General features: G+C 69.9%; 20 protein-coding genes and 2 pseudogenes. 8 read left to right on the top strand and 14 right to left on the bottom strand.

What is annotated here, in order from left to right:
- Positions 1–11 precede the first annotated feature (11 nt).
- From BFN33_RS23710 to BFN33_RS23680, 8 genes and pseudogenes are all read right to left on the bottom strand, one after another.
- Positions 12–1,214 (bottom strand): glycoside hydrolase family 1 protein, encoded by a 1,203-nt coding sequence (locus tag BFN33_RS23710; protein WP_069762123.1) that lies wholly within the window; start codon positions 1,212–1,214, stop codon positions 12–14.
- A gap of 238 nt (positions 1,215–1,452) precedes the next feature.
- Entirely contained in the window at positions 1,453–2,319 is an 867-nt protein-coding gene (locus BFN33_RS54520; RefSeq protein ID WP_256122862.1) for a collagen binding domain-containing protein, read from the bottom strand.
- Positions 2,308–3,864, bottom strand: a pseudogene (locus tag BFN33_RS54515) (MFS transporter); the annotation flags it as partial. The gene BFN33_RS54520 and the pseudogene BFN33_RS54515, both read right to left, overlap by 12 nt.
- Positions 3,865–4,015: 151 nt before the next feature.
- The gene (locus BFN33_RS23700) at positions 4,016–4,498 is read right to left on the bottom strand and encodes a MarR family winged helix-turn-helix transcriptional regulator (protein WP_370743310.1); all 483 of its coding nucleotides are present in this window, start codon (positions 4,496–4,498) and stop codon (positions 4,016–4,018) included.
- Between the two features lie 59 nt (positions 4,499–4,557).
- Entirely contained in the window at positions 4,558–5,712 is a 1,155-nt protein-coding gene (locus tag BFN33_RS23695) for an oxygenase MpaB family protein (RefSeq protein ID WP_069762122.1), read from the bottom strand.
- 83 nt (positions 5,713–5,795) lie between these two features.
- The gene (locus tag BFN33_RS23690; RefSeq protein WP_069762121.1) at positions 5,796–6,851 is read right to left on the bottom strand and encodes a polyprenyl synthetase family protein; all 1,056 of its coding nucleotides are present in this window, start codon (positions 6,849–6,851) and stop codon (positions 5,796–5,798) included.
- On the bottom strand, positions 6,841–7,125 hold the full coding sequence (locus BFN33_RS23685; protein WP_069762120.1) for a polyprenyl synthetase: 285 nt from the start codon (positions 7,123–7,125) through the stop codon (positions 6,841–6,843). Before BFN33_RS23685 ends, BFN33_RS23690 begins: the two co-directional genes overlap by 11 nt.
- A 156-nt stretch (positions 7,126–7,281) precedes the next feature.
- On the bottom strand, positions 7,282–8,028 hold the full coding sequence (locus tag BFN33_RS23680) for an SDR family NAD(P)-dependent oxidoreductase (RefSeq protein ID WP_069762119.1): 747 nt from the start codon (positions 8,026–8,028) through the stop codon (positions 7,282–7,284).
- A gap of 335 nt (positions 8,029–8,363) precedes the next feature.
- Here BFN33_RS23680 and BFN33_RS23675 point away from each other — a divergent pair, with 335 nt between their 5' ends.
- Both BFN33_RS23675 and BFN33_RS23670 read left to right on the top strand, forming a co-directional pair.
- Positions 8,364–10,073, top strand: coding sequence for an MFS transporter (locus BFN33_RS23675; RefSeq protein ID WP_069762118.1), 1,710 nt, complete (start codon positions 8,364–8,366; stop codon positions 10,071–10,073).
- A gap of 254 nt (positions 10,074–10,327) precedes the next feature.
- Complete coding sequence (locus tag BFN33_RS23670) at positions 10,328–10,744, top strand: nuclear transport factor 2 family protein (protein ID WP_069762117.1); 417 nt, start codon at positions 10,328–10,330, stop codon at positions 10,742–10,744.
- A 28-nt stretch (positions 10,745–10,772) separates the two neighbouring features.
- On the opposite strand, the gene BFN33_RS23665 is transcribed toward BFN33_RS23670, so the two are convergent.
- Positions 10,773–11,552 (bottom strand): IclR family transcriptional regulator, encoded by a 780-nt coding sequence (locus BFN33_RS23665; protein WP_069762116.1) that lies wholly within the window; start codon positions 11,550–11,552, stop codon positions 10,773–10,775.
- Positions 11,553–11,699: 147 nt separating this feature from the next.
- On the opposite strand from BFN33_RS23665, the gene BFN33_RS23660 reads away from it, so the two are divergent.
- The 6 genes from BFN33_RS23660 to BFN33_RS23635 all read left to right on the top strand — a co-directional run bounded on the left by BFN33_RS23660 (position 11,700) and on the right by BFN33_RS23635 (position 18,460).
- Entirely contained in the window at positions 11,700–12,899 is a 1,200-nt protein-coding gene (locus BFN33_RS23660; RefSeq protein WP_069762115.1) for an FAD-dependent monooxygenase, read from the top strand.
- 203 nt (positions 12,900–13,102) lie between these two features.
- Positions 13,103–14,800, top strand: coding sequence for a thiamine pyrophosphate-binding protein (locus BFN33_RS23655; protein ID WP_079140977.1), 1,698 nt, complete (start codon positions 13,103–13,105; stop codon positions 14,798–14,800).
- 34 nt (positions 14,801–14,834) lie between these two features.
- On the top strand, positions 14,835–15,653 hold the full coding sequence (locus tag BFN33_RS23650; protein WP_069762113.1) for an SDR family NAD(P)-dependent oxidoreductase: 819 nt from the start codon (positions 14,835–14,837) through the stop codon (positions 15,651–15,653).
- A gap of 21 nt (positions 15,654–15,674) precedes the next feature.
- Positions 15,675–16,226 (top strand): VOC family protein, encoded by a 552-nt coding sequence (locus BFN33_RS23645; RefSeq protein ID WP_069762112.1) that lies wholly within the window; start codon positions 15,675–15,677, stop codon positions 16,224–16,226.
- A 214-nt stretch (positions 16,227–16,440) separates the two neighbouring features.
- A complete protein-coding gene (locus tag BFN33_RS23640) occupies positions 16,441–17,772 on the top strand; it encodes a sensor histidine kinase (RefSeq protein WP_256122848.1) in 1,332 nt (443 codons plus the stop codon).
- Between the two features lie 7 nt (positions 17,773–17,779).
- Complete coding sequence (locus BFN33_RS23635) at positions 17,780–18,460, top strand: response regulator transcription factor (protein ID WP_069762111.1); 681 nt, start codon at positions 17,780–17,782, stop codon at positions 18,458–18,460.
- 90 nt (positions 18,461–18,550) lie between these two features.
- Here the strand turns inward: BFN33_RS23635 and BFN33_RS54510 are convergent.
- The 5 genes and pseudogenes from BFN33_RS54510 to BFN33_RS23615 form a co-directional block, all read right to left on the bottom strand.
- A pseudogene (locus BFN33_RS54510) lies at positions 18,551–18,877 on the bottom strand (phosphatase PAP2 family protein); the annotation flags it as partial.
- Between the two features lie 371 nt (positions 18,878–19,248).
- On the bottom strand, positions 19,249–20,187 hold the full coding sequence (locus tag BFN33_RS23630) for a dioxygenase (RefSeq protein WP_176742455.1): 939 nt from the start codon (positions 20,185–20,187) through the stop codon (positions 19,249–19,251).
- A gap of 11 nt (positions 20,188–20,198) precedes the next feature.
- Entirely contained in the window at positions 20,199–21,254 is a 1,056-nt protein-coding gene (locus BFN33_RS23625) for a maleylacetate reductase (RefSeq protein WP_069762109.1), read from the bottom strand.
- Entirely contained in the window at positions 21,251–21,850 is a 600-nt protein-coding gene (locus BFN33_RS23620) for a nuclear transport factor 2 family protein (protein WP_069762108.1), read from the bottom strand. Before BFN33_RS23620 ends, BFN33_RS23625 begins: the two co-directional genes overlap by 4 nt.
- A gap of 237 nt (positions 21,851–22,087) precedes the next feature.
- Entirely contained in the window at positions 22,088–23,578 is a 1,491-nt protein-coding gene (locus tag BFN33_RS23615) for an aldehyde dehydrogenase (RefSeq protein ID WP_069762107.1), read from the bottom strand.
- Between the last annotated feature and the right edge of the window lie 81 nt (positions 23,579–23,659).

The raw sequence follows: 23,659 nt of genomic DNA, 5'->3' as shown, positions 1-23,659 counted from the left end.
TGCCGGTGCGGTCAGATCCGGCCGTGGCGGGCGGTCTCGCCCAGCCAGGCCAGCGAGGGCTTGGGCCGGCGCTCGAACGTCTCGCGGTCGACCGCGACCAGGCCGAACGTCGGCGCCCAGTGGCCCCACTCGTAGTTGTCGAGCAGGCTCCAGTGCAGATAGCCGCGTACGTCCACCCCGTCGGCGATCGCCTTGCCGAGATGCTCCAGGGCCTCGCCCGTGTAGGCGATACGGCGGCTGTCGTCACCGGTGGCGATGCCGTTCTCGGTGACCAGGATCGGCAGGCCGTCGGTGACCTCGGCGGTGTGCCGTACCGCGATGCTCAGCGCGTCGGGCCGGTAGGCGGTCCCCACGAGCGTGTTGTCCGGGTGCGGAGGGTAGGGCTCGACGCCCTCCGGGCCGACCCACTGACTGGAGTACGACTGCACGCCCACGAAGTCGTCGCCGCGCGCCCCTTCCAGGTAGAGGTCCTCCCAGATGTACTCGAGCTCCCGCTTCTTCTCCTCCGCCCCGGGACGGGCCACGAAGGCGCGGTTGGCGACCGTCCAGCCGACCTTGGCGCCGGTGCGCTCGCGCAGCACCTCCCGCGCGGCGTGGTGCGCCTCGACGAACCGTGCGCCGATGGCCGGGTCGGGGGCAGGCAGCGGCGGACGCGGGCCCTCGTTGTCGAGGGTGGGGCTCTGCCACTCCCCGTCGGCCTGCGGGTTCTGCAGGGCCCGCGCCATGCCGGCCATGATGGCCAGCATGTTCGGCTCGTTCATGGTGACGATCCACTCGACGCCTTCGAGGATCGGCGCGACCGTCTCGACGTACGTCCGGAACCGGTCGACCGCGCGCTCGCCGAGCCAGCCGCCTTCCTCGGCGAACCAGAGCGGGCTGGTGAAGTGGTGCAGGGTCACGACCGGCGTCAGACCGAGTTCGAACGCCGTGTCGATCATGCGCCGGTAGTGGGCGAGTTCGGCCCGCGAGACCATGCCGGGGACGGGCTCGATACGGGCCCACTCGATGCCGAACCGGTAGGCGTTGAGCCCGGCGTCCGCGAGCAGCCGCATGTCCTCGCGGTAGCGGTGGTAGCTGTCGCAGGCGTCGCCGCTGCGCTCCATGCCCGGGATGCGTCCCTCGTTCGCCCAGAAGTCGCTGTTGAGGTTGTTGCCTTCGATCTGGTGCGGTGCGGTGGATGCGCCCCAGAGGAATCCGGGAGCGAGATCGGTCATCGTCGAGTGCCTTCCTGACGCCAACAGTTACCATGTGGTTGGTTTTCGCTGGAACGTAGACCGGGATCGGCAGGCGGGGAAGGGTGCAGCGGGGTTTCGTAACCTGAGCGTTACACGAGGGGGGTGAAAAACGGCCGGTGCCGAGGGGCCGGTGGTGGTCTGTCACCACGGGCCCCTCGACACCGGGTTCGTGCTTCCTCGTCGCCGGTCCGGACGGGCGTGTCCGGACCGGCGAGTGTCACTCGCCCGGGTGGGCGAGCTCGATGTCGTGGCTTTCCACGCCCGAGCCGTGCACGGTCACCTGGGTGGCCTTCGGCGGGTAGCCGGCTGCGGTGACCGTGTACTCGCCGCCGTCGAGGTCGGTGAAGGCATAGGCGCCGTCCTCGCCGGTGGTCGCGGTGGCCACCACGTTGCCCGCCGTGTCGATGAGCGTGACCCGCGCGTCGTTCAGCGGCCGGCCCGCGGCTTGGACACTGCCCCGCGCGTGCAGCCCGGGGGAGAGTTCGAGCTCGGTCCTGGTGACGCCCTGCGCGGCGATCTCGACGGGCAGCGCGATCGGCCGGTAGCCGGCCGCGGTCACCGCGAGGGTCAGCGGGCCGGGCGCCAGCTCGCCGAAGGCGAAGGTGCCGTCCGCGTCGGAGAGCCCGGCGGCGCGCACCTCGCCGCGCACGTCGGCCGCGACCACCATGGCGCCGGCGACCGGCTTCCCGAGGTCGGCCGACCTGACCGTGCCGACCAGGCCGCTGGTGCCGGAGAGCAGGATGTCGTACGAGACCGGCTCGCCGCCGACGACGACAGTGGACGCCTGCGGCTGGTAGCCCTCGGCGGAGGCGATGAGCACGTAGCTTCCCGCGCCCGGCGCGTCCATCGTGTACGCGCCGTCCGAGTGGGCCACCATGCGGCCCAGCTGCCGCCCGCCCAGCGAGATCAGGGTGATGACCGCCCGCGGCACGGGTGCCGACTCGGCGCCGATGACGTGCCCGCCGACCGGGACGCCGGCGGAGGACCGGACTGCGGCGGGGTTCGGCGCCTTCGCGTCGTGCTCGGTGCTCTCGGTGCTCTCGGTGTGCTCGTGGGGCCCGTCCTCCCGGCCGCGGAGGCCCAACGCCGCGAGGGCGGCGCCCACCAGGGCGAGGACGCCGGTGACCAGGACGGCGGTGTGGACGCCGTTCATGAACGCGGTGTGGCTGCCCTCCACCACCGCCGCCCTGAGCTGGGCGGGCATCGCGTCGGAGACCGGGGTGACGCCCATCGCGACCGCGTCCTTCGCCTCCTCGAAGCGAGCGGCCGCCGAGTGGGGCACGCCGGCGTCGGTCAGTGAGTCCGTGAGCGTGGAGCCGACGCGGCTGCTGATGAGGGAGACGAGCACCGAGGTGCCGAGCGCGCCGCCGACCTGGAGCGACGTGGCCTGGAGGCCACCGGCGATACCGCCGTCCTTGACGGGGGCGTTGCCGACGATCGCGTCGGAGGACGCGGCCATCACGATGCCGACGCCGAGACCGAGCGCGACGAACGGCGGCCACATGGCGGCGTACGAGGAGTCGGCGCTCCACGCGAGCATCGTGAACGCGGCGCCGGCCTGCAGCACCATCCCGAGCGGCATGGTCAGACGCGGGCCGAACTTCTCGGTGAGCTTCGCGCCGAGCGGCGAGGCCACCATGGAGGCGAGGCTGAGCGGCAGGGTGCGCACACCGGACTCCACGGGCGTGAAGCCGTGCACGTTCTGCAGGTACAGCATCACGAAGAAGATCACACCGAGCAGGACGAAGAAGTTCAGCGCGGTGACGACCGTACCGATGGTCAGGGCCGGGTTGCGGAACAGCCGCATGGGCAGGAGAGGGTGCGCGACGCGGGTCTCGTACCAGCCGAAGAGGACAAGGACGATCAGACCCCCGGCGATCACGCCGAGCGTGTCGGCCGAAGTCCAGCCCCACGTCTCGCCCTTGACGACGCCGAAGACGACGGCGAGCAGGCCGAGCGCGAGCAGAACGACGCCGGCCACGTCGAACTTCTCGCTCGCCGCCGCCTCGTTCCTGGACTGTGGCAGTACCACGAGACCGAAGACCAGGGCGATCACGCCGATGGGGGCGTTGATGTAGAAGACGGACTCCCAGTTGACATGCTGGACGAGCAGTCCGCCGACGATCGGGCCGAGCGCGGTGGCGACGGACGAGATCATCGCCCAGATACCGACCGCCATGCCGAACTTCTTCGGCGGGAAGACCGCACGCAGCAACGCCAGGGTGTTGGGCATGAGCATCGCGCCGAAGAGGCCCTGCAGGGCCCGGAAGGCGATGACACCCTCGATCGAACCGGCGAGGCCGATCGCGACGGACGCGAGGGTGAATCCGACGACGCCGACGAGGTAGACCGTGCGTCGCCCGAAGCGGTCGCCGAGCTTGCCGCCGAGGATGAGGGCGGCGGCGAGGGCGAGGAGGTATGAGTTGGTGACCCACTGCAGTTCGGCGGTGGTGGCGTTCAGGTCGCGGGCGATCTCGGCGTTGGCGATCGAGACGACGGAACCGTCGAGGCCGACCATGAACAGGCCGAGCGCGACGGCGATCAGCGTCAGCCAGGGGTTGGCGCGAAGACCGCGGGGATGGGGGTCGGACACGGGTGTGGGCGCTGTGGAAACAGCGGTGACAGACATGTGTGAGCTGTCCTCGGGATGTGCGGCGCGCGGCTGGGGCGCGTGGACAAGTGGGGGCGAGCCGTGTGCGGCGGCTGCGCAGGGGGCAGCACACCCGGCCCTGCCGCAGCAGCGGCGAGGGCAGGAGGCGTACGGCGTCCGGACCGGACGGTCAGGTGGCGGAGTGGTCGCGCAGGCGCCGGGTGAGAGCCTCGAGGGCGCCGAGCGCCGAGCCGAGGGCGTCGCGGTCGCCGTCCGTGAGGGTCCGCAGCGCGGCCGCGAGCTGTCGCGCCGCGACGTCCTCGGCCTGGCGGATGCGTTGACGCGCCTTGGCGGTGACACGCAGGTGCGCGACACGCTTGTCGGCCTCGTCCTGGTGCCGTTCCAGCAGACCCGCGTCGGTGAGGCGGGTGACCAGGGCGCTGACGTTGTTCGGCATCATCCGCAGCGCGTCGGCAGCCTGGTGGACGGTCGCGCCGTCGTGCTCGGCGACGTACTGGAGCAGGGCCAACTGCCGCTCGGGGAGCTTGGGATACGGCCATCGCCGGTCGATGCTCTGTTTGACGTACCGGTTCAGCGTGGGCAGGCACGCCACGAGGCCTGCGGCCACCTGGTCGACACCCTGGCTCGCGGGAGCCTCACTGATTCCGGTCACGACACAAAGTTACCTATGAAAAGAAACCTATGTCAAAATACTAAAATCGCGGGGGGTCGTCAGACGGTGGGAGTCGGTGGGGTCCACCGGCGGGTGCGGGGTACGCCGGTGATGCCGTAGTCCTTCTTGAGCGTCTCGGGGATCGCGTAGTGCATGACGCGTCCACGGGTGAGCGAGGACAGTTCGAGGACCGTGGTGAGGTGGCCGAGGCGGTCCAGGGCCCAGGCGCCGAGCGGGGAGCGGTCCTCGATGGTCTCCAGGACCCCGAGGAGGTGGGGCACGGCCTTGACGACGGTGTCCCACGAGGTGCGCGGCACGTGGAGCCAGTCGGCGCAGGTGTCGCCGATGAGGTGGCGGATGAGGGCGGAGACGATGGGGTCGAAGAAGGTGCCGGGCACCACCTCCTCGTAGAGGTCGATCAGCTGTGTGGTCAGATGGGCGCCCTCCTCGGAAGGTCCCATGTGCCGGACCATGTACAGGTCGAGGAACCGGCGGGCCTCGTCGAGGGTTCGGGGGACGGCGTCCTGGTCGACGCCGAGCATGGCGCCGACCACGCGCCACGCGTAGTAGTACGCTTCCGCGCCCTCGGTCGACATGTGGATGCCGAGGCGGTGCAGGCTGTCCAGGACGAGCAGGGAGAAGAACATCTGCCCGCCGATCATGTCCTCCTGGCAGATCGGCGTCCCGAGTGCTGAGGTGTCCCAGCTGTTCTCGCGGGTGAGGTGGTGGCGGATGGAGGCGTGCAGGAGGCGGACCTTCTGGGCGGCGGGGATGAAGCGGCTGCCGGCCTCGAAGGCGTCGGGCTGCATCAGATGAACGGTGAACTGCCCGGTCTCCGCCATCCGTTTGGACGGGTACTGCAGGCCGTGACTGGCCGACAGCAGCTTCGCCACGTGCGGCACGACGTAGCAGGCGGGCATCGAGGCGAAGGACAGCGCGGTGGAGATGTGCACGTTGTTGTCGATGAAGAACAGCCGGGCCTTCTCCATCTCCGCCCAGTCCACCCAGGACGGCGGAGTGCGGGTGGCTTCGAGGTACTCACGCGCGACGTCCGGCAGATCCTCCGGCAGGGGAGCCCCTGCCGTGGAGACATACCGCATCAGGGTGTTGAACGTGCCCACCTCCCCGCGTGCGAAGAGCTCGGCGACGGTGGCGTCGGCGAGTTCGTCCCCGGTTCGCCGCAGGGCGTCCAGCGATGCGTCGGTGTAGGCCACGGCAGGGTTCCTCGTCTTCCTCTGGAACGTTCACGACAGGCGGGGTCAGGGCAGGGGGCAGGGCTCGGGCCGGATGCGAGCGGTCAGGACAGGCGTACCGCCGCGGAATGCGCGAGCGCGGTCAGTCCGCCCTCGGCGTGCGCCGGGAGATCCAGTTCGTGCAGGACGTCGAGAGCCTCCTCGACCCGTGCCCCGATCATGCTCTCGATGCGGTCGGGCGCCTTCAGCCGGCGCATCACCTCGCGCACCGCGTCCAGCGCGTTGCCGTCCGGGTCGTCCCGGCCCAGCAGCGTGTCCAGCGACTCCCGCTCCGCGTCGTCGGCGAGCCGCCATGTCTCCGCCAGCAGCGCGGTGGGCCGTCGGCCGCGCACGTCGTCGGCATTGGCCTTGCCGGTGAGCTCGGGGTCCCCGAAGAGTCCGAGCAGGTCGTCCCGCAGCTGGAACGCCTCGCCCAGCGGCAGTCCGTACGCCGAGTAGCCCTCGCGAAGCCGCATGCTCGCGCCGGCCAGCGCACCACCGATCAACAGGGGCTGTTCGACCGTGTACTTGGCGGTCTTGTAGCGGATCACCTTCAGCGACGCCTCGGTGTCCGGACCGGCACCGGTACGCAGGATCTCCAGACACTCGCCCGCGATCAGCTCACGGGCCATCACCGCCCACAACGGGCGGGCCCGGACGAGATACGCGGCGGGCAGACCGCTGGCCGCGAACAACTGCCCGGCCAGCGCCATGAGCAGGTCTCCCACCAGCATCGCCAAGGACCGCCCGGCGGCATCGGCGTCGGGACGGTCCCCTACGGCCGCGCGCAGGGCGACGTGGGTCGTGGGCCGGCCGTGCCTCAGCGGGCTGTCGTCGATGAGGTCGTCGTGCACGACCGCGGCGGCATGCACCAGTTCCATCGAGGCGGCCGCCCGCACCAGTGCGTCGCTGTCCGGCTGCCCCACCGCCCGCCACCCCCAGTAGCAGAACGCCGCCCGCAGCCGCTTGCCGTGCGTGACCGCCGCCTCCAGTCTCTCGGCCACGGCGCCGAGCATCGGATCGACGGCCGCGAACTCGTCGGCCTCCCGGGCGACGAACCCCCGCAGCACCTCGTCCACGCGGGCCTTGAACAGGGTCGGCTCCCACCGCTCATACGCCACCGGCGGCCTTCCGGGCCAGGGCGCGCTGGGCGAGGATCTCCAAGTGGGCCGGAGGCACGGCCGCATACCGGTCCAGCACCAGACGCCCCCGCGCCACGAGTTCGCGCTCCGCCTCCCCGGCCAGCTCGGTGGCGTCCGACCGGCGCAACAGCCCTCGCACCGTCCCCAGGGCCGAACCCACAGTGCTCACCGCGAGATCGGCCAGTCCGGCAGCCAGCAGAAGTGCCTGGCTGTCGCTGTTCCCGCCTCCGCGCGGTTCCGCATCTCGCGTCACGCCGTCTCCCTCGTCCGTCGTACGGCCAGGCGGCCCTGGGCGCGCACCGCCCTTGCGAGCATCGCGGCACCCAGGGGGCGGCCGTGGAGGAACTCACGATCGAGTGATCTCGTCGCTCTACCGTGCGGATCCAGCGGTTGGTTCCGACGAGACGCCTCAGCGGCGCGTGCTTCCGCCGTCCGCGACGACGATCTGCCCCGTGATGAACGCGGCGTCGTCGGAGGCGAGAAACGCGACGACACCCGAGACGTCGGCCGGCATCTGCACCCGCTTGATGTTCTGCATCCGCACGGTCTGCTCGAAGAATTCCTCGCTCGTCTTCTCCGCGGCCGTGGCCGTGCGGACCAAGCTCGCCGCGACGCCGTTGACGGTGATGCGGTGCGCGGCGAGGTTGGCGGCCAGGACAGAGGTGAGCCCGTTCAGCGCGCCCTTGGAGGAGATGTAGGAGACGAAGGGGGGCGGTGGAGTCCAGTAGCTCGACGACGTGATGTTGATGATCCGTCCCGCCCCGGACTCCTTCAGGTCCGGCAGGAACGCCTTGGAGGCCAGGAAGGGGCCGTCCACGTTGACGGCGAAGGTGCGACGCCACTCGTCGAAGGTCACGTGGTCGATGTCGGCGAGCAGTACGACGGCCGCGTTGTTCACCAGGATGTCGGCGGCGCCGAGCTCACGTCGGACCCGGGCGGCGAACTCCTGGATCGCGTCCTCGTCCGAGACGTCGACCTTGTCGCTGAAGAACCGCCGACCGGTCTGTGTGACGAGTTCGCGCGTCTCCTCGGCCGGATCGATGTCCGCCACGGCGATGTCCGCGCCCTCCGCCGCGAGCCTGCGGGCGATCTCCTGCCCGATGCCCGTACTGCCCCCGGTCACGACGGCGGTCCTGCCCGCCAGTCTCCCAGTCATGAGTCACCACTCCCTCCGGGCGGCCACGGCGAGGCCGTCCTGCACGGATGGTGCGCTTCGGGACCGCGGATGAGCGGCGGCTTGTCCGTCCAATGAACATGACCGTTGAGCGTGACGGGGGTCACTCCCTAGCTTGACGCTGCTCGGCCGGTCGCCATCGCGCCGAGCAGCCCTCTGAATCAGGTCCGGTGGATGGGCGACGCGGAGACACTCCGCGAGCTCAGAGGCGGTACGGCAGCGGTGTTGCCGGGATGACCGCGACAACAAGCACCCACAGCAGGGTCCGGCAGCGGACGCCGGTTCCCGCAGCAGCGCTTCGCACCAAGGAGTCGTCCATGGTTCAGATCGATTCACCCAAGGTGGCAGAGGGAGAGGGCGGCAGATACACCCTGACCTCGGGCACCCTGGCCGCGGTGGTCCTCGCCGTGTGCCTCGCGCAGATGGCCCTTGCCGTCCCCTCGCTCATCAACGGGCTCATCCAGCAGGACCTCGCGCCGTCCTCGGCCCAACTGACGTGGATCACCGACGCGTTCATGCTTCCCGTGGCCGCACTGGAGCTGGGCTTCGGTGTGTTCGGTGACCTGTTCGGCCGTAAGCGTCTGCTCGTGGGGGGCGCCGCACTCATCGCGGTCGGCTCGACGCTCGCGGTCCTGGTGCCGGGTTCGGGATACTCGACCGACACCCGGGTGTCGTTGCTGATCCTCGCCCAGCTTCTCAGCGGCATCGGGGCCGCGGCCATCTTCCCGACGAGCCTCGCCATGGTGGCGGCCGGCACGCACACCACCGCCACCCGCGCGCGGGGCGTGGCGGTCTGGGCCGCCGCACTGTCGATCGGCGGCTTCCTCGGACCGCTCCTTGCGGGCCTTTCGACCAAGATCCACAGCGGCTGGGCCGGAAACGCCAACTGGCGCTGGGCCTACGTCGGTGTCCTGGTCATCGCCGCGGTGAGCGCGCTCCTGTCGCTGGCCATCGCCCGCAACTCCTCCTCACCCGAGGGCCGTTCCCTCGACTGGCCGGGACAGATCACCTCCGCACTCGGCCTGTTCGCTCTGCTCTACGCCGTGATCCAGGGTTCCGAGAGCGGCTGGGGGAGCCCGCAGATCGTCATCGCGTTCCTCGCCGCGGCCCTGCTCCTCGCGCTGTTCGTCTTCGTGGAGAACCGCGCGGACGCGCCGCTCCTTCTCCTGAGCGTCTTCAAGAACCGGGCGTTCGCCGTGAACTCGGTGGTCACCGTGATCGGGATGTTCGGCTTCCTCGCGATCATGTACTCCACCAGCATCCGCCTCACCGTCGTCCAGGGAATCAGCCCGCTGAAGGCATCCGTCGCCTACCTCTTCTTCGGCGGCATCGGCCTCGTACAGCTGCCGCTCACCTCCAAGCTGCTCGAGCGCTACAACCCCCGGTGGGTGCTCTTCACCGGCCTGGCTCTCATCGGCTCAAGCGGGCTGTGGTTCGCGGGCGTTCCGACGAGCGATCGGACCATCACCGCCATCGTCGGCCCGTTGATCCTCGCCGGCGTCGGCTCGGCACTCGCCTTCGCCGCCATCAGCGCGGTCGCGGTCAACACGCTGCCCAACCACCTCGCCGGCATGGCCAGCGGAGCCACGAGCACGTTCCGGGACCTCGGGTTCGCCCTCGGCCCCGCGATCATGGGCGCTGTCGCACTGAGCAAGGCCGCCAAGGAGATCGCCCGCAACCTGGCCGACAACCCGAGCCTGAGCAAGGCCTACGCGGCGTTCCAGGCCGCTCCGGCCCACGCTCCCGCGGATCAGAAACCGCAGCTGGAGGCGGCGGTGCACGCCGTGGGCTCGGGCCCGCTCGGTGCCAACTCGGTGCCGGGCAGCATCACTTCGCCGGACGGCCACGTCATCCCCTTCAACCCGCTCAAGGACGTCGCTTTCCACGCCCTCAGCAGCAGTTACTCCCTGGCGTTCGTCCTCGGTGGAGTGGCTGCTCTGGTGGCGGCGGCGCTCACCCTGGTGGGCGGGCCCGGTGGCGTGGACCAGGCTCATCTCGACGACGACCCGCACACCCTCGACGGCTGACCATCCGACGAGCACGCCGGCGCCGGGACAACCGGAGTGTCCGCCGCGGCTCCGCGAAAGCGGTAGTCGCGGCGGGCCATGGCGTACCAGTACGAGGTCGACGAGCGTGGTCACGTCACCGCGGTGCTCAACGCGGCCGGCGATCTCACCCGGATACGCAACGACGCGGCACCTCCTCACCGCACTCCTCAGCGGCGAACTCCACATCCCCCTCGAGACACGATCAGCAGGCACCCTCGGACAGGAGTCGCACAATGACCACGACACACCCGGAGGCGAGCAGGAACGACGTCCGCACACCGGCCACGGTCGCCGAGGCGGAGGACGCGTGGCTCGTCGCGATCACCAAAGGCGACGAGGAACAGCGTCAACTCATGCTCCCCGACTGCGTGATCGTCCACGGCCCGGCCGGGAACATCCAGGAACGCGAGAGTTTCCTCAGCTACGGCGCGTCCATGGGAGCCACCGTCGAGGCGGAGACCACCGAGGTGACCTGTCGGGAGCGGGGCGGACGGGCCATCGTGACGTGCTTCCAGAAGATGCTAATCCGGCGCCTGCCCGACCTGCCGCCGTTCCTTGTCCAGGCCGTCGCCACCCGGGTCTGGTTCTCGACCGACGAGGGATGGCGCCTCGGCCACATGCAGCTCTCCCGGCGGCAACCGTCGGCATGACGCGCCGGTTCCCTCGCCCCCCGAGAGATCACGAGGTGCGGATCGGGATGCCCGGCCGCCAGCCCAGACTCCTGGACAGCCCCAGTCCGCTCGCGACCAGCGAGGGAACGGCGGCCTGCAGTTTGATCGAGCCCGCGGCCACCACGACGGAGAGGGCCGCGACGACTTTGCCGTGGCCGTCGACGATGCGCGTCGCGACCGACTCGGCCCCTTCGCTCAGCTCTTCCTTGACGACCACCGTCCCGGTCGAGCGACAGGACGCGAGCTGGCCACGGAGTTCGGCCGGGTCCACGATCGTTCTGGGAGTGAAGCGTCGCAGTCTTCCGGCCAGCACCTCATCGATGAACGCCGGACTGCTGTGGCTCAGCAGTACCTTGCCGACGCCCGAGCAGTGCAGGGGCAACTGGCCGCCGATCTGTGACGTCAGACCGACGGCGTTCACGGCCGACAAGCGCTCGATGATCACGGCCTGGTCTCCCTGGAGCACAGCCAGCTGCACATGCTGGCGAAGAGCCGTGTACAGGTCCTCCACGAAGGGCTGCGCGGCACTGCGCAGCGTCTCGGCGCGTGGTGCGAGGGTCCCGAGTCGCCACAACGGCAGGCCGATCGCGAAGCGGTTGTCGCTGGTGCGTTCCAGTGCGCCTGCCTCCACGAGTTCGAGCGTCAGACGCCTGGCGGTGGCGTGCGGCATGCCGGTACGCCGGACCAGATCGGCGAGGGTCAGCTCGGTGTTGTTGGGGTCGAAGGCGAACAGCAGATCCCAGAGTCGGGAGCTGACAGTGCGTCCTGGCTCGTTCGCACGAGGCATGGGCCTCTCCTTCATCCTGCGTGGCGCCGGTGACTCTACCTCCAATGTTCGTTGGATGGACGATGCTGTTCTTTCAGCGCGTACTTTGCCGAACTCTTGCAGGCAGCCAGTCACCACCTCGCCAGAGGTCAACGGGAGTGAAAGAGCATGATGACTACGGAAGCAGGCCCCAGGATCGCCATCCTCGGCGGCGGCATCGGAGGCCTCGCCGCCGCGGCCTTCCTCCGCGACAAGGGCTTTCACAGTGACGTCTACGAGCAGGCCGCAGCCCTCACCGAGGTCGGCGCCGGCCTGGTGATCGCCCCCAACGCCGCCCGCCTGCTCCGGCGTCTCGGCGTGCTGGACCGGTTCATCGAGCGCGCTGTGCAGATGGAGATCGGCTGGGAGTTCCGGCGCTGGGAGAACGGCACCGTCCTCTCCGCGGAGAACCTCCAGGACGGCTGCAAACGCCTGTACGGCGAGCACACCTACACCGCCCATCGCGCCGACCTGCTGAATGCCCTGAGGTCGGCCGTCCCCGCGGACTCGCTCCATCTCGGCAGGCGCTGCGTCGCGGTCGAGTTCGAAGGCGACCAGGCGGTGCTGCGGTTCGAGGACGGCGAAACAGTGCGCCCGGACATCCTCATCGGAGCCGACGGAGTCCACTCGCGGGTGCGCGGCGCGATCGTCGGCCCCACGCAGACCAGGGAGTCGGGCATCTGCGCCTACCGCGCCCTCGTACCGGCGCACAAGGCACCCGCATTCGCCAGGCGGCACGCCCAGACCCTCTGGATCGGCCCCGACCACCACCTCGTGCACTACCCGGTCTCCGGCGGCGACTACGTCAACCTCGTCGCCTTCGCACCGGCAGGCGCGAGCAGTGTCGAGTCATGGACGGCCACCGCGACGCTCGAGGAACTGCTCGACGAGTTCGACGGCTGGGATCCGCGTCTGGTGGAGCTGATCAGGTCGGCCGACACACCGGGACGCTGGGCGTTGCTCGACCGCGAGCCCCTCGACCACTGGCACCGCGGCAACGCGACCCTGCTGGGTGACGCGGCCCACCCGATGTTCCCGTTCTTCGCCCAGGGCGCCGCCCAGGCGATCGAGGACGCCGCCGTCCTTGCCCTCTGTCTCGCGGAGGACCCGGAGAGCCCATCGGCGGCGCTGGGACGCTACGAAGAACTCCGCCGACGCCGCACGGCACGCCTGCAGGAGATCTCCCACGGACGCTCCCACATCAACCACCTTCCGGACGGCCCCGAGCAGCAGGCCCGCGACCTGGCGTACTCGCAGGCCGACCCCCTCAGGGCCAACGGCTGGATCTACGAGTACGACCCCGAGGTCGCCGTCTCGGCCTCGGTGTGAATCAGCCCCGACGCCCAGTCCCGGCGAAGTCCGACGAGTCTCGACCTCCCCCCGTCGAACAAGGCGTTGACCATCCAACGAACACGGCCATTGCCGTCCCCCGGGCCGCGCCCGAGACTCCGGTACGCACGGACCGTGACATGGCCCCGTTTCCCCTTACTTCTGTCGAACCCCTGAGTACGTCCCGAAGGGCGGATCACCCAATGGCACCCGCAACCGGTAGTGGGCTCGTCGTGCGCACCCTGCAGCGAGCCGGAGTCAACGTCGCCTTCGGCCTGCCCGGAGCACATATCGACGGCATCCTCCAGGACGCCCTGGATGCCAAGCTCCGGATCGTCGACGTGCGCCACGAAATGAACGCCGGCCATGCGGCCGAGGGCTATGCGCGCGTCACCGGAAACCTGGGGGTCGCCGTCGTCACGGCCGGCGGCGGCTTCACCAACGTCCTGACCTCCGTCGCCAACGCCCATCTGGACCGAACCCCGGTCCTCTACGTCGTGGGCTCCGGACCTCTCGAGACGGACCAGGTCAACGACCAGCAGGCCGGCTTCGACCAGGTCGCCATGGCGGCCCCGGTGACCAAGTTCGCGCACCGCGTCACCCGCACCGAGCTGATCCCCCGCCTGGTCGCCCAGGCGATCCGTATCGCGCAGTCGGAGCCCAAGGGCCCGGTGCTCCTCGACATTCCCTGGGACGTCCTGCGCCAGCAGGTCGACGTCGACGAGGCCGAGGACTACCGCGTCGAGATCGACGGCACCGGTATCGCCCCCGCCGCCGGCGTCGACCGGATCTTCGAGGCGCTCGGCTCCGCCCAGCGGCCGATCGCGCTGGTCGGCAAGTCCTTCGTCACCGCCGAGGCACGGGCACAACTGCATGAGTTCGCCGCCCGCGCGGGAGTACCCCTCTTCTCCGACTGGGAGGGCCTCGGGGCCATCGTCGGCTCCGAGCAGCAGGTCGGCTTCGTCCAAACCTTGGCCACCGTCCCCGAGGACGAGCGGCCCGACCTGGTCCTGCTGCTGGGGCTGCGCTTCGGACTCGCCACCCAGTTCGGCACGGGCCGACTGCTCCCCAAGAGCGCGCGGATCTTCCAGATCGACCCCGACGGCCGTGAACTGGGCCGCCTGCAGGACGTCGAACTCGGCATCCAGGCCGACCCGATCGGCACGATCGGCCTGCTGAACGAGCGCCTGGGCGACAGGCCCGTGCCCTCGGGACGCGACGCCTGGCTGAGGACCCTGCGGGACATCTCGGCCACCCGGCGATCCGCGCTCGCCGCCGAAACCGAGGAGCACGAGGACGACGCGATCCACCCGTACCTCGCGGTCCGCACGATCGCCGAGAGCATCCCCGACGGCGCCAACGTGGTCGTCGACGGCGCCCTGACCGAGCTGTGGCTCTCCGAGACGATCGCCCTCGCCCCGCTGGCCCACTACCTCGGACACGGCTACCTCAGCGCGATGGGGAGCAACTTCGGCGTGGCCGTCGGAGCGCAGTACGCGACCCCCGACAAGGCGACCATCCTCGTCACCGGCGACGGCGCCGTCGGCTACAGCCTCGGCGAGTTCGACACCCTCGTTCGCGCTGGACTCCCCGTCATCGTGATCGTCCTCAACAACCAGGCCTGGGGCGCCACCCTGCACACCCAGCAGTTCTTCTTCGGACAGGACCGCGTCACCAACAACCGCCTGCAGAACGGCTCCTACAGCGGCGTCGCACGGGCTCTCGGTGCGGACGGCGTCGACGTCACGGAAATCGACCAGCTCCGCCCGGCGATCGACGCCGCTCTGGCGTCCCGCCGACCGACGTGCATCGACGTACGGGTGAGCCTCGCGCCCATTCCGCCCGAGGAGCGCGTCCTGAACGGCGGAGCTCCGTTCGGCGGCGTCGAGATCGACGCGTGAACCGCCACTCCTGATCCCCCACGAAGGAGAGTCCATGAACGACACGACTGACGCCGGAAGCAGCGACGGGGCCGTCGACGACCGGCGTCATCGATTCCACGGAAAGACCTGTCTCGTCACCGGCGGCAGCAGAGGCCTGGGTCTGGCGGCCGCACAGGCCTTCGCGCGCGAGGGCGCACGCGTGATCATCATCGCGCGGGACCCGGACCAGCTGAAGCTCGCGAGCGATCTGATCGGCGAGGGCACGATCGCCGTGGCGGCCGACCTCTCCTCAGTGGCCGGCATCAAGGCCGCCGTCACAGAGGTCGCCGCACAGGTCGACCACCTCGATGCCGCCTTCCTCAATGCCGGGCAGGCGGGCATCAAACGCCTCGACGACATGGACGAAGCCACCTGGGACATGGTGTTCGACACCAACGTCAAGGGCTCGTTCTTCCTCATGCAGGGGCTCAGGCCCTTGCTCGCACCCGGCGGGGCCGTCGTCTTCTGCGGCTCGGCGGCCGGCCGGCGGGCCAGCGCGGGGACCGCCGCCTACGGGACCAGCAAGGCCGCCCTCGAGCACCTGACACGCATCCTCGCCGCCGAAGTCATCGGCGACGGAATCCGGGTCAACATCGTCATTCCGGGCGGCATGAACACCGACATCGCCGCACGTACGACGGGCCTTCCGCCCGGCGGAGCCGAGGCCTTCCGGGAGCGGGTAAGGGTCAGCACTCCCATGCTCCGAGAAGGAGAACCGGACGAGCTCGCCGACGCCGTCCTCTTCCTGGCGTCCTCCGAAGCCAGTTACATCACGGGCGCGGCCCTCCCGGTGGACGGCGGTGCCACCGGCTTCACCCGCCCGTCGGCATAGAGACGAGCGAGGACAACCACCATGGAGTTTCCCTTCGGCCAGCCGACCGACGCCATCATCCAGTTCGCGTACACGGTCCCCGACCTCACCGCCGGAATGCGCTGGTGGACCGCCGAACTCGGCGTCGGCCCCTGGTTCGTGAACGAGAGGATCGGCGGCGCGGGCTCCACCTACCTCGGTGAGCCGGGAAGGGCCGAGTTCACCCTCGCCCTCGCCTTCTCGGGACACACGATGGTCGAGCTGATCCAAACCCTCGACGACGAGCCGTCCATCTACCGGGATGCCTACGAACGCCGTGGCTACGGCTTCCATCACATCGCCAAGGCCGTGCCGAACGTCAGCGACGAGGTCGCACGTCGTGAGGCGAGCGGAGCGTCGGTGCTTTTCCACGACCGTGTCCCGGGGGGTGAGGTCTTCTTCGTGGAGGCGGGTGAAGACGCCCCGGGCATGATCGAGCTTGTCGAGGACAACGGGACAACTCGGGGAATCTTCACATCCGTCTGGCGGGCATCGGTCGACTGGGACGGTTCGCGACCTGTGCGCGATCTCGCGGAGTTGCTGCCCGTCCGGTGACCTCGATGCCCGCATCCACAACGGGTGTCGCGTCGCCGGTGCGGATTGGACTTTCGGCAGTGGTCGGACGGTGCCCGATGTCCGTACCGTCACCTCCGTGGACATCGCAACGATCAACGGTGACACGGTTGCCGGAACTGCCCTACCTCGGCGGGCACTTGACCCCGGGACTGCTCTCACGGCGGCCACCGGGGTAGCTGCCGGTCTGAGCTTGATGAGCTTGTGGTGGGCTTTCCCGGCTGCCGTCGCCGCGTTCCTGGCAGGACGACGGCCTGGACGGACGGCGCCGACTGCGCTCGTGCTGGTCGCGATTCTCGCGGCCAGTGTGGTGGCCTTGTCCGTCGTTCCTGCCTGGCTGCCCCTGGCCGGCCGGTTTGTGGCAGTGGTGGTTGCCGCCACGATGCTGCCATGGTTCGCGGGCCGCTTCTGGTGCCAGTATCAGCAGCTTGTCCGGGCCGGCTGGGAACGTGCCGATCAGCTGCAACGCGAGCAGCAACTGATCGCCGATCAAGCCCGGTTGCGTGAACGGGCGCGGATCGCCCAGGACATGCACGACGTACTCGGCCACGACCTCAGCCTGATAGCCCTGTCGGCCGGCGCACTCAAACTCGCGCCGGACCTTGAGGAACACCACCAAAGAGCCGCCGGGGACATCCGGGCCAGAGCCGCGGCCGCGGTGGAGCGTCTCGGTGAGGTGATCGGTGTCCTGCGGGAGGAGACCGACACAACGGCGATGGCCCCCGGCAACTCCAGCATCACCAGTCTCACCTCCGAGGCTTCCGCGGCCGGCCTCACGGTGGAGTTGCGCATCGACGGCGAGGCGGACGATCTCCCGTCCGTGGTCGAACGGGCGGCTCACCGGGTCGTGCAGGAGGCTCTCACCAACGTTGCCAAGCACGCGTCCGGCGCGACCGCGACTGTCCATGTGACCCACACGGCAACAGAAACAGAGGTCGTCGTGGAGAACGGCCCGCCCTCGTCTGCGGCCGACCAGCGTCCGCGGCCTCGTAGTGGAGGGCGTGGTCTGATCGGTCTCGAAGAACGTGTGCGGTTCACCGGCGGTTCGTTCGACCACGGTCCGCGCGACGGTGGTTATGCAGTCGTCGCGCGGATCCCGCACACACCCTCGCCACCGCTGCCGCTCGTGCCGGCAGCCCCTCGCGGTGACGAGTTGCCGCAGGAACATCGCCGCGCTCGGCGCCGGGCCGGCCGGGCCCTGGTCGCCGCGGTCATGGTGCCGCTCGTGACGGGAGCGTTGTTGAGCGGGGCTCTCATGGGCTGGGAGACGCTGTCGGCGGCACAGTCGGTCCTGGACCCCCGCGACTACGCCCGCCTTCATGTGGGGCAAGATCGTGCCGAGGTGGAGCGTCTCCTGCCGGATCGGCAGACGAACCATCGACCGCTGACTGCCGAGCCGACGGGAGACGGCACAACGTGCGAGTACTACGCGATGACGGCCAACCGGTTCGACGACCGGTCCGGCGACGCCTACCAACTGTGCTTCCGGCAGGACACCTTGGTGTACCTGGACACGATCACCCCGTGAGCGTTCGATGATCCGGGTGCTGGTCGCCGACGACGAGCCGATGATCCGCGCGGGGGTGCGCGCAGTCCTTGCCACGGATCCGGACATCGAAGTCGCCGCCGAGGCCGTCGACGGGCACGACGCCGTGGAACTGGCCCGGCGCCATCGTCCCGCGGTGGCCGTGCTCGATATCCGTATGCCGGGGCTCAACGGCATCGACGCCGCCGCGGAGATCCACACCACGGTGCCGACCACGAGCGTCATCATGTTGACGACCTTCGGTGAGGACGACTACATCCTCAAGGCGCTCGGTGGTGGTGCGGCGGGCTTCCTGATCAAGTCGGGCGAGCCGGAGGAACTGATCACCGGAGTCCGCGCGGTGGCCGAAGGCGCCGCCTATCTGTCACCGAAGGTCGCGGCCCGGGTCATCGCGCACCTGGCGGCGACGGGAGTGGGCACCCTGGCCGGCCGGCGCTCCGCCGCCCGGCATCGGGTCGCCGCCCTCACCACCCGGGAAAGGGAGGTACTGGCCTTTGTCGGAAGCGGGCTGTCGAACGGCCAGATCGCCCGGCGGCTCCACGTGGTGGAGGGAACGGTCAAAGCCCATGTCAGTTCCATCCTGGCCAGGCTGGGCGTCGACAACCGGGCCGCTGCCGCGGTGGTGGCCCACGAGGCCGGGATCATTCCGCCTCAGCCTTCCCAGCCGTGATGCCGCCACCTGGGCAACGGGCAGGAACGCAAGCAGCACCGCCGCCACGACAGCGCCGCCGAGCGTCGCGCCGGCGAGCACATCGTGCGGGTAGTGAACCCCCACCAGCACGCGCAGCAGCGCGGCGGCCCCGGCCACGGGGAGCGTGATCCAGGCGAGGCGGGGCCGCAGCACGGCAAGACCGACGGCCAGGCCGACGGCGAGGGTGGCGTGGTTGCTCGGGAATGACCAGTCTCCTGACCCGGGACATTCCGCGAGGGCTTCGGCGCCCGCGCGTACCGCACGGCAAGGACGCTCCTCGTCCACCACGAGCTTCACCGCTTCGCTCACCGCATAGGCAGCGAAGGTGCCGAGGCCGGTCAGCACGGACCCGGCGATCTCCCGTGTGTCGTTGCGGCGGATTGCCGTCCCCCACATCCAGACCAGCAATATTCCGAGGATCACGAGGGTGCCCTCGGTGGCCACTTCCAGGAAGAGGCCCAGCCACGACGGCGCATCCTCCGCCGCCCTGGTCACCGAGCGGTACACGGATGCCGAAGCGCCACCCGTGACATCGACCGGACCGGCCTCGCCCAGCCCGCCGGGGGACAGCCAAGTGACGACTCCTGCGCCCACGCCCAGGACGGCCAAGGCGCCGAACTGCCGAACGGCCGGGACTTTCCTTCGCGGTTCTTGTTCCATGAGGCCCGAAGGTAGAAGCGGGGGCCCGCGTGGAACCCGGGCCGAACGGCAACTCCGGCCCTTGACGATAGTCAGGGTTGACCGCGACGGTCATGGCGGCAGGCGGGTCACACGCCCTTGGGGGCAAGGACGATGTCGAATCGCACCCGGCTCCACGTGCCGTCGATGACGCGACCGTCGGGTGTCGGCGTGCCGGCGGGCTGCCGCTCGAATCGCTTGATCAGTGAGTCCTTCACGCCGAAGACGGTGTCCTTGCGGCCGATGGGGTCGCCCTCGGGAAAGATGTGGGTCACGAGCGTGCGCGCGCCTTCGTGGGACACCATGAAGTGCAGGTGGCCGGCGCGCAGCGGTGAGCGGCCGACCGCGTCGAGCATCTTGCCGACGGGGCCGTCGTCGGGGATGGGGTACGGCGTCGGGGTGAGGCCCCAGAAGCGGTAGCCGCCGTCTGCCGCGGAGGAGAGGTGGGCCCGGCCTGCGCGCTTGCCGGCCTCGTACTGCACGTCGTACAGCCCGTCCTCGTCGGCCTCCCAGACCTCGATGAGTGCGCCGGCGAGCGGGGTGCCGTCGGTGTCGGTGACGGTGCCCTCGACCCAGCAGGGCTCGCCGGGGGCACCGAAGGCCAGGTCGTCGCCGAGTTCGATGGCGGGGGAGTCCTCGACGAAGAACGGCCCGAAGACGGTGGCCTCGGTGGCGCCCTTGTAGGCCTGGTTGTTGACGTTGATGGTCTGCATGCTCGCGCCGAGGGTGTCGGAGAGCAGGATGAACTCCTGCCGGACCTCGTCGGTGATGTGACCGGCCTTGGTGAGGAAGTCGATCGCCGTCCCCCACTCCTCCTCGGTCAGCCGGACCTCGCGGATGAAGGAGTGCAGGTGTTTGACCAGGGAGGTCATGAGTTCCTGCAGCCGCGGGTCCTGGCAGGCGTCGAAGGAGGCCACGACGTTGTCGACGAGTTGCTGCTCCACCGCCTGCTGCTCGGGCGACACCTCGCGGTAGATGGTGCCGTGGGCACCGGCCTGGGCCGAACCGGGGTTGACGTAGGTAGCCATGACGGCCTCCTTCAGTTGATCGGGTCGCCGGCCCATGCCGCCCTCAGCAGCGCGGTCAGGTTCTCGTCGGTGACAGCGACCGGGTTGTTGTCGGGGATCGCCTTCGTGATCGGCCCCAGTGCCTTGGCGATGCCGTCCTCGGGCATGCCGTGGTCGCGCAGTGCCCTCGGCGCGTCCAGTGCCTCGCGCAGGGCGGCCAGGCCGGCGCCGGCCGTCCGGGAGCCGAATGCCTGGGCGATGCGGGATTCCGCCTCGGGGGCGTGGGGGGCGTTGAAGGCCAGCACGTAGGGCAGTACGACCGCGTGGGTCTGTGCGTGCGGGAGGTTGAACATGCCGCCGAGGACATGGCAGATCTTGTGATGCATCCCGGAGCCCGCCGAGGCGAACGCGACGGCGGCGAGGTAGGCGCCGTACAGCGTCTGCTCGATGCCCTCGACGCCGGTCGAGTCGGCGGCCACCGACGGGAGACCGGTCGCGAGTGCGCGGATGCCCTCCTGCGCCAGCGCCCGGTCGATCGGGTCGGTGCGGGGTCCCCACATCGAGTCCACGCAGTGCGCCATCGCGTTCAGGCCGCTGGCCACGGTCATCTCGCCGGGCAGGGAGGTGAGCAGAGCGGCGTCGTAGACCACCGAGGCGGGCAGCACCTTGTCGTCCACGCCGGTGGTCTTGGTCTCGCCTTCGGTCAGGCCCCACACGTTGGTCGCCTCGGAGCCCGCGTAGGTGGTGGGCACCGCGACGATCGGCAGCCCGGTGGTCAGCGCCACCGCCTTGGCCAGCCCCGTGGTCGAGCCGCCGCCGACGCTGACCAGGATGTCCGCGCCCGCGTCGACCGCCGTCCGCAGGGCTCGCCCCGCGACCTCGACGGGTACGTGCATCACGACCTCTTCGTGACGCAGGACGACGGGGATCTCCTTGGCGATCGGGTCGGCCAGCTCCTTCTCGCGGTCCGACGCGATCAACATGACCTTGGAGCCGCCGAGTGCCTCGACCTCCGCCGCCACGGCGGCGGGTGACTCACCGGCGGCGAACACCACCCGCTGGGGAAGGGTCGCGTGGGTGAACTTCATCGGGCCTCCGCCAGCCATTGCTTGCCTTCGCCGTAGAGCTGCTCGACTGCTGTGCCGGTGAGGCCGGGAAGCCCGTCCTTCACCGTGAAGCCCGTCTTGGTCTGCAGGTAACCCAGGTGCCGGTAGCCGGTTGGGAACTGGCTCAGCAGGTCGGGGTCCAGTGTCAGTGAGGCAGCGGGGTCCACGACGTCGAGCCGGTCCTTCTCGTAGATCGGCTGCCGGCGTACGAGGGTCCAGCGACCCTCGTGGCGGGCGAGGAAGTCGTAGAAGCGGCCGGTGCACACGACATCGACCTCGACGCCGTCGACGCTCGCGCGCTGATTGATCGTCATCTTCGTCTGGACGATGGCCCGATCGCCGACGATGTCCGCGGTGTGGCCGCCCAGGAAGTGCAGGATGCTGACGCCGTTCTCGAAGCCCTCGCGGCTGGCCTTGATGAAGTCGGTGGCGCTGCCCTGGAACCAGGTGGCGCTCATCCGGCCGTCGAGCGGATGCCAGACCGTGGCGAAGCGGTCCCAGTCCCCGGCGTCGCGCCACAGCGCCCAGTTCTCGATGAGTTGCCGTATCTCGTGGCGGTCGTTGTCGGCCTGCGACATTGTTGACTCCTCGGAGGGGTGGAGATCCCTGGTACCAGGGGCCTCGTCAGACGGACCGGAAGAACTCCTCCAGCTCTCGGTCGAGCCGCTGGGAGGCCTCTGTCTCTCGGGCGTCCGCCAGCCATGCCGCTCCCAACGCCGGGCTGAAGGCCGCAGCAAGGCCCCACAGCCACGGAAGCAGGGGCCGGGAGCGCGGCGCACGCCGTGTCACGTGCGCCGTACGAGCTCGCCGCATCCTCAGATGGGGTAGTGGCGGGAGCCGGACTGGATGGTGATCCAGCGCAGTTCGGTGAACTCCTCCAGCGCGGCGCGGGATCCGAACCGGCCCCAGCCGCTGGCACCGACGCCGCCGAAGGGCATCTGGGGTTCGTCGTGCACGGTGGCGCCGTTGATGTGGCAGATGCCCGACTTGATGCGGCGGGCCACGTCGAGAGCGGCGGCCGCGTCCTTGCCGAAGATCGCGGCGGAGAGCCCGTACTCGGTGTCGTTGGCCACCGTGACGGCTTCGTCGGTGGAATCCACCTCGATGATCGAGACCACCGGTCCGAAGGTCTCCTCGGTGTAGATGCGCATGTCCGGAGTGACCCCGCGCAGCACGGTGGGGTGTACGAACAGGCCGTCGGCCGTGCCGCCCGCCAGGACCTGTGCACCCTTGGCGCGGGCGTCCTCGATCAGCGCGACCACGTGGTCGCGGGCGGCGCCGTGGACCAGTGGACCGACCTGCGAGGCGGGGTCGCTCGGGGGTCCGACGACGAGCTTGGTGGCGCGCTCGGCCAGGCGGGAGGAGAGCTCGTCGGCGACCGTCCTGTCCACGATGACGCGCTCGGTCGACATGCAGATCTCGCCCTGGTTCATGAAGGCACCGAAGCTGGCCGCCGCGGCGGCCTCCTCCAGATCGGCGTCGGGAAGGACCAGGAAAGGCGCCTTGCCACCGAGTTCGAGCACCACGCGGGTGAGGTGGCGGCCGCCGAGTTCGCCGATGATACGGCCGACCCGGCTGGACCCGGTGAAGTTCACGCGCGTCACGGCGCGATGGGCGATCAGTGCCTCGACGACGCTCGGGCCGTCCTCGGGCGCGTTGCTGATGAGGTTGACCGCTCCGGCGGGTACGCCGGCGTCGTGCAGCACCTGGACGATGGCGGCCTGGGTGAGCGGTGTCTGCTCGGAGGACTTCAGCACCACGGTGTTGCCCCACACCAGCGGCCACACGATGGACCGTACGCCGAGGATCAGCGGCGCGTTCCAGGGTGCGATGCCGACGACGACGCCGACCGGCTGACGTACGCCGAGGGCGGTGAGGCCGGGCACGTCCGACGGGATGACCTCGCCGACGGCCGCGTACGCCTGGGCCGCCGCCTCGACGAGCATGCCCTTCGCGACGTGCACGTTGAAGCCGCACCAGGGGAGGGTGGCACCCATCTCGCGGCTCATCGTGGCGACGATGTCGTCGGTGCGCTCGCCGAGCAGGACGGCTGCCCGCTCCAGAACCGACCGGCGCGCGGCCGGCGGGAGGCTCGACCACTCCTCAAGGGCGGCCGCCGCCGCGTCCACCGCGAGGTTGACGTCCTCGACGGAGGCTGCCGCGACCCGCGCGATCGGTTCACCGGTGAGGGCCTCGGTCGTATGGAAGTAGCGGCCGTCCCTGGCCGCGACGTGCTCGCCCGCGATGAGGAGGTCGCTGGTCCGGACCGCGCCGGACGTGGGTGCCTCTGTCTCAGTGGCTGACATGTGGTGCCTCACCTCTGTAACGGCGGCGATCGCCGCACGAACCATGTACCTCGGACTCTCCATGACCGACGGCATGCCCTG

This window comes from Streptomyces sp. LUP47B (assembly GCF_001746295.1).
GTDB lineage: Bacteria > Actinomycetota > Actinomycetes > Streptomycetales > Streptomycetaceae > Streptomyces.
The sequence above is the reverse complement of the archived record's forward strand: the minus strand, read 5'-3'. Positions and strand labels throughout refer to the sequence as shown.

Excerpts from the sequence above, each read along its gene's own strand:
- BFN33_RS23710 (WP_069762123.1), bottom strand. The coding sequence starts at position 1,214 with ATGACCGATCTCGCTCCCGGATTCCTCTGGGGCGCATCCACCGCACCG.
- BFN33_RS23680 (WP_069762119.1), bottom strand. The coding sequence starts at position 8,028 with ATGACTGGGAGACTGGCGGGCAGGACCGCCGTCGTGACCGGGGGCAGT.
- BFN33_RS23675 (WP_069762118.1), top strand. The coding sequence starts at position 8,364 with ATGGTTCAGATCGATTCACCCAAGGTGGCAGAGGGAGAGGGCGGCAGA.
- BFN33_RS23670 (WP_069762117.1), top strand. The coding sequence starts at position 10,328 with ATGACCACGACACACCCGGAGGCGAGCAGGAACGACGTCCGCACACCG.
- BFN33_RS23665 (WP_069762116.1), bottom strand. The coding sequence starts at position 11,552 with ATGCCTCGTGCGAACGAGCCAGGACGCACTGTCAGCTCCCGACTCTGG.
- BFN33_RS23660 (WP_069762115.1), top strand. The coding sequence starts at position 11,700 with ATGATGACTACGGAAGCAGGCCCCAGGATCGCCATCCTCGGCGGCGGC.
- BFN33_RS23655 (WP_079140977.1), top strand. The coding sequence starts at position 13,103 with ATGGCACCCGCAACCGGTAGTGGGCTCGTCGTGCGCACCCTGCAGCGA.
- BFN33_RS23650 (WP_069762113.1), top strand. The coding sequence starts at position 14,835 with ATGAACGACACGACTGACGCCGGAAGCAGCGACGGGGCCGTCGACGAC.
- BFN33_RS23645 (WP_069762112.1), top strand. The coding sequence starts at position 15,675 with ATGGAGTTTCCCTTCGGCCAGCCGACCGACGCCATCATCCAGTTCGCG.
- BFN33_RS23640 (WP_256122848.1), top strand. The coding sequence starts at position 16,441 with ATGAGCTTGTGGTGGGCTTTCCCGGCTGCCGTCGCCGCGTTCCTGGCA.
- BFN33_RS23635 (WP_069762111.1), top strand. The coding sequence starts at position 17,780 with ATGATCCGGGTGCTGGTCGCCGACGACGAGCCGATGATCCGCGCGGGG.
- BFN33_RS23630 (WP_176742455.1), bottom strand. The coding sequence starts at position 20,187 with ATGGCTACCTACGTCAACCCCGGTTCGGCCCAGGCCGGTGCCCACGGC.
- BFN33_RS23625 (WP_069762109.1), bottom strand. The coding sequence starts at position 21,254 with ATGAAGTTCACCCACGCGACCCTTCCCCAGCGGGTGGTGTTCGCCGCC.
- BFN33_RS23620 (WP_069762108.1), bottom strand. The coding sequence starts at position 21,850 with ATGTCGCAGGCCGACAACGACCGCCACGAGATACGGCAACTCATCGAG.
- BFN33_RS23615 (WP_069762107.1), bottom strand. The coding sequence starts at position 23,578 with ATGTCAGCCACTGAGACAGAGGCACCCACGTCCGGCGCGGTCCGGACC.